The organism is Roseovarius sp., assembly GCF_018066915.1.
Lineage (GTDB): Bacteria > Pseudomonadota > Alphaproteobacteria > Rhodobacterales > Rhodobacteraceae > Roseovarius.
Map to the genome: position 1 here is coordinate 1 of NZ_JAGPVV010000146.1, position 4581 is coordinate 4581.

4 protein-coding genes are annotated in these 4581 nt (G+C 64.3%); 1 reads left to right on the plus strand and 3 read right to left on the minus strand.

Features of this window, described 5'->3' with window-relative positions:
• On the minus strand, positions 1-1799 hold a 1799-nt coding region (locus tag KBT70_RS07955; protein WP_296630941.1), incomplete at its 3' end, for a transglycosylase domain-containing protein.
• Positions 1800-1911: 112 nt separating this feature from the next.
• A complete protein-coding gene (locus tag KBT70_RS07960) occupies positions 1912-3153 on the minus strand; it encodes an N-acetylmuramoyl-L-alanine amidase (protein ID WP_296630933.1) in 1242 nt (413 codons plus the stop codon).
• Between the two features lie 149 nt (positions 3154-3302).
• Here KBT70_RS07960 and KBT70_RS07965 point away from each other — a divergent pair, with 149 nt between their 5' ends.
• Positions 3303-4310, plus strand: coding sequence for a helix-turn-helix domain-containing protein (locus KBT70_RS07965; protein WP_296630936.1), 1008 nt, complete (start codon positions 3303-3305; stop codon positions 4308-4310).
• On the opposite strand, the gene KBT70_RS07970 is transcribed toward KBT70_RS07965, so the two are convergent.
• Positions 4292-4581, minus strand: a 290-nt coding sequence (locus tag KBT70_RS07970; RefSeq protein WP_296630938.1) for a glycosyltransferase, incomplete at its 5' end; no start/stop codon positions are given. The genes KBT70_RS07965 and KBT70_RS07970 overlap by 19 nt on opposite strands.

The following is a 4581-nucleotide window of genomic DNA, read 5'->3' on the forward strand; positions in this document are numbered from 1 at the left end:
ACCAAGGTCGGGCGCACCCGCTCGCCACCATTCGCGAACATCGCATAGGCCGCGACCATGTTGTAAAGCGTGGTCTCCTCCGACCCCAGAGAGTTCGCCAGAAACCGCCCCATATTCTCGTAAACGCCAAAGCGCTCGGCATAATCCGCGATCACATCCATGCCCACCTCCTGCGCGAGGCGAATGGTCATCAGGTTCCGCGATTGCTCGATCCCGGTGCGCAGCGGCGTGGGACCATAGAACTTGTTCGACGAATTGCGCGGCCGCCACAGGCCTTGCGGCGTGTTGATCTCAATCGGCGCGTCAATCACGATGGTCGCGGGCGAATAGCCACTGTCGAGAGCGGCAGCATAGACAAACGGCTTGAAGGACGATCCCGGCTGCCGCAGCGCCTGCGTGGTGCGGTTGAACACCGACGCCTGATAGGAAAACCCGCCCTGCATGGAAATCACGCGGCCCGTGTTCACGTCCATCGCCACGAAACCGCCCTGCACCTCGGGCACCTGCCGCAGCGACCAATTGGCAAAGGCCCCATCCACGGTCACAGCCCGCACATGCACCACATCGCCCAGTTCAAAGGTGGCCGCAAAATCCTTGGGCAACCATTTGATGTCGCTGCGCGGCACTTCCTGCACGCCCTCGACACCTTCGATGCCCACCTGCATGGCCTGATCGCCGATCCCCAGCACCACCGCCGGATGCCACACGCCATCAAGGTCAATATCCCGCGCCACACTCAGCGCCGACAGCGCCGCACGCCAGGCCGCCTCATCCTCCAACACCTCGGCAGGCAGGCTCTCGCCCGTGCCGCGCCACCGCCCTTGCCCCCGGTCATAGGTTTCCAACTGCCGGCGCAGCGCCCGCGCGGCATGGACCTGCATCTCGGGATCAATGGTCGCCCGCACCGACAGACCGCCGGTAAAGAATTCACCCTCGCCGAAATCCGCGCTCAACTGACGCCGGATTTCATCGGTGAAATAATCCCGTGGCGGCAAATCGGCGCTGAACGGCGGGAAATCGCCATTCTGCACACTCCGCAGCGGCGCTTCGCGTTCCTGCTCATAGGCCGCCTGATCCAGATAGCCATTCTCGAACATTTCCCGCAGCACGAAATTGCGCCGCTCCAAGAGCCGCTCCTTCTCGCGCACCGGATGATAATCGCTCGGCGCTTTCGGCATCGCGGCGATGGTGGCGGCCTCATGCGGGGCCAACTCGGTCAGGGTCTTGTTGAAATAGGTCTGTGCGGCGGCGGTCACGCCATAGCTGTTCTGACCAAGGAAAATCTCGTTGAGATAGAGTTCCAGAATATCATCCTTGCTCAGCGTCTCTTCGATCCGCGTGGCCAGAATGATCTCCTTGATCTTGCGCTCCATCTGACGGTCGCCCGACAGAAGGAAATTCTTCATCACCTGCTGCGTGATGGTCGAGGCCCCGCGCACATTGCGCCCCCGCGACTTGACCGCATCCACAACAGCCGAGGCGATGCCCACGGCATCATAGCCGCCATGGGTGTAAAAATTCTTGTCCTCGGCGCTGATGAACGCCTGTTTCACAAGGTCCGGAATATCCTCGGCCGGCGTAAACAACCGCCGCTCACGCGCGAATTCGTCGATGATCCGCCCCTCGCCCGAATAGATCCGGCTGATGGTCGGCGGCGTGTAATTGGCAAGGCTCTCATGGCTGGGCAAATCCTGGCCATAAATATGCAGCACGGCACCAATGCTCAGCCCGATCACCACCACAACCAGCGTGATCAGACTGAAGACTGTGCCGAAAAGGCTGAGAATCGCACGTATCACAAGGGCCCCCGCATGCTTGCTGGCCCCGATATAGGCATAGCGGGCCTCGGGGTCAAAAGGGAATGGGCACGCCCGCGCGCCACATTCCGCCGGGTCAGGGCGTCCGCCCCCCTCATTGCCGCACCAATCCCGCCCGCGCGGCATCCGCATCCCGCCACGCGGTCAGCGCCGCGCGCAGGGCCGTGGCGATCCGGGCCCGCCCCTCTTCATCGCGCAACCGCGCCAAATCACGCGGGCTGGACAGAAACCCCAATTCAATCAGGACCGACGGAATATCGGGGGCCTTCAGCACCGAAAACCCCGCCTGCCGCATAGGGCGCGACAAGAGCGGCAGATCATGCGCGGCAAAGCTATCGATCAAGGCCTGCGCCAGATTTTCGGTGCGCGGCTGTGTCTCGATCCGCGCCAGATCCATCAGCACATCGGCCACCACATCATCCTTGCCGCTCAGGTCCACACCGGCCAGCATATCGGCGCGATTGTGCCGCTCCGCCAGCGCGGCACTGGCCTTGTCCGAGGCACTCTCGGAGAGGGTATAAACCGACAGCCCCCGCGCCTGCGCCCCCGAGAGCGCATCGGCATGCAGCGACAAGAACACATCCGCCCCCGCCCAATGCGCCAGCGCCACGCGCCGCTCGAGGCTCACGAATTCGTCACGCTCCCGCGTCAGAACCACGTCGAACCCACCGGCGCGCAGCAATTCGTCGCGCAATTCCTGCGCGAATTGCAGCATCAGCGCCTTTTCGGTCAACTCGCCTTCCTGTGCGCCCGGATCAATGCCGCCATGGCCGGGATCAAGCACCACCACCAGTGGCCCCTCGCCCGGCACCCGCACCGGGGCTGCCGCCAACGCCTCGTTGGCATCGGGCAGGTCCCAACCGGGCAAATCAGGCGTGCCCGCCGTGGCGGCAAAGCGTTCGCCATCCGCCTGCCCCAACGTGACCCGCAACGCCGCCCGCGCCGACAATGGGTCAATCTCGAGCCCCGCCCGCTCCAGCGGGTAGGGCGCATCGAGATCGGCCACCATGCGCGACCAGCCCGGCCGGATCTGGCCCAGCCGCAAGCCCTTGACCCGCGCCCCCGCAATCAGCGTGCCTGCGCTGATGCCCTGCCAATCCACCTCTTGAAAATCGAGCACAAGACGCGGCGGCGCATCAAGCGTATAGACCCGGTAGGGCACGCCCTGCGACAGGCTCAGCGTCACCTCCACCCCGTCACGGCTGTCGGTGATCGTGCTGGCGCTCGCATCCAGCCGCGCCAGACCGCTGAAGACAGCCTCCTGTGCGCTCACACCATAAACGGCGCCCGCCATAGCCAGCACCAAGGCCAGCACCCTTGAAATGATCCTGCTCATGCGCCGTTTCCCGGTCCGTTCTCCCGCGCAGGATACACGAGCGCGCAGCGGGGCAACAGCCCCGATGTCCCACCCCGCAAACCGCACTTGATCCGAACCCGATATCAAACGAGGTTTTTATCCCGCACGTTCCAGTCTATAGAATCGCCATGACCGAAGAGAGACCACGCCCCCGACCCCTCCCCGAAGACCCCAAGGTGCTCTTCGAGATATTCGTGCAGCGCAAGTTCTGCGATCTGGAACTGGCGTCGGTGATCCACACCCTGCAAACCGCCAATCTCGTGCATGGCTCTGCGCATTTCGGCTGGCGCATCATCTCGGACAGGCCGGGGATCGTGCAGGGTGGCGGCGTCTGTCTCGTTCGGGCAGAGCCTGTCATCCCCGATCACTGCATGGCCGATTTCCTGATCGTCATCGCCTCGAAACGCGCCGATCCCGCCGTCTGGATGGCGCGCCTGCGCAGCATGAGGCGGCTCGGGCGCTCGGTGATCCTGCTGGCGGATGCCGCCACCACCTTCATTTCGCGCACCCAGATCGAAACCGGCGCTGTCACGACCCATTGGGCCGATGCCGTGATTCTGCGCGAGACCCAGGATCAACCGCGCCTGACCGAAAACCTCTCGGAGTTTTCCAACGGCATCATCACGGCAGCAGGGCGCGCAGCCACGGCGGAACTGGTGATCGGCCTTCTGGCCCGCGACCTGCCCGTGTCGGAAATCACCGAAATCGGCCGCCACCTGCTCTTGCCGGAAATCCGCACCAGCTCCAGCACCCAGCCTTTCGCCCCCGAGGCGTTTCACAAATTCTACGACAAGGCCGTGTCGGATGCGCTCGCGATCATGGAGGATAATCTCTCCGACCCCCTCTCCATCGCCGACATCGCCGATGAGGTGGACACCTCGCAGCGCTGCCTCGAGCGCCGCTTCCGCGCCGTGTTCGAAACCTCGCCGGGGCATTATTACAAACAATTGCGCGTGCGCCGTGCCCATCACCTGATCCAGAGCACGAAATTGCCGCTGATCGACATCGCCACCGCCACCGGCTTTGGCTCGACCGGCACACTCGCCACCGCGTTCAAGAAATTCTACGGCGTGACCCCCTCGGACCTGCGCGGCAAACACCGCGAGCGCGTGCTCGACTACTCCGCCGAGGTCTGAAACCCCACCGCGTCGGCCACCACCTGCGCTGCCGCCGCCCAATCGCCCAAGCCCGCCGCCCACCGCCGCGCCGCATCGGCACAGTCTGCGCGCACCTGCGGTTCACTCAGCATCCGCCGCAGCGCCGCGCCAAATGCCGCATCATCCTCGGGCGGCACCAAAATCCCCGCACCGGGGGCCACAGTCTCCGGCACCGCCCCCGCCTGCGTGCTGATGATCGGCAGCCCATGGCCCATCGCCTCGTCAAACACGATGCCATAGCCCTCGTACC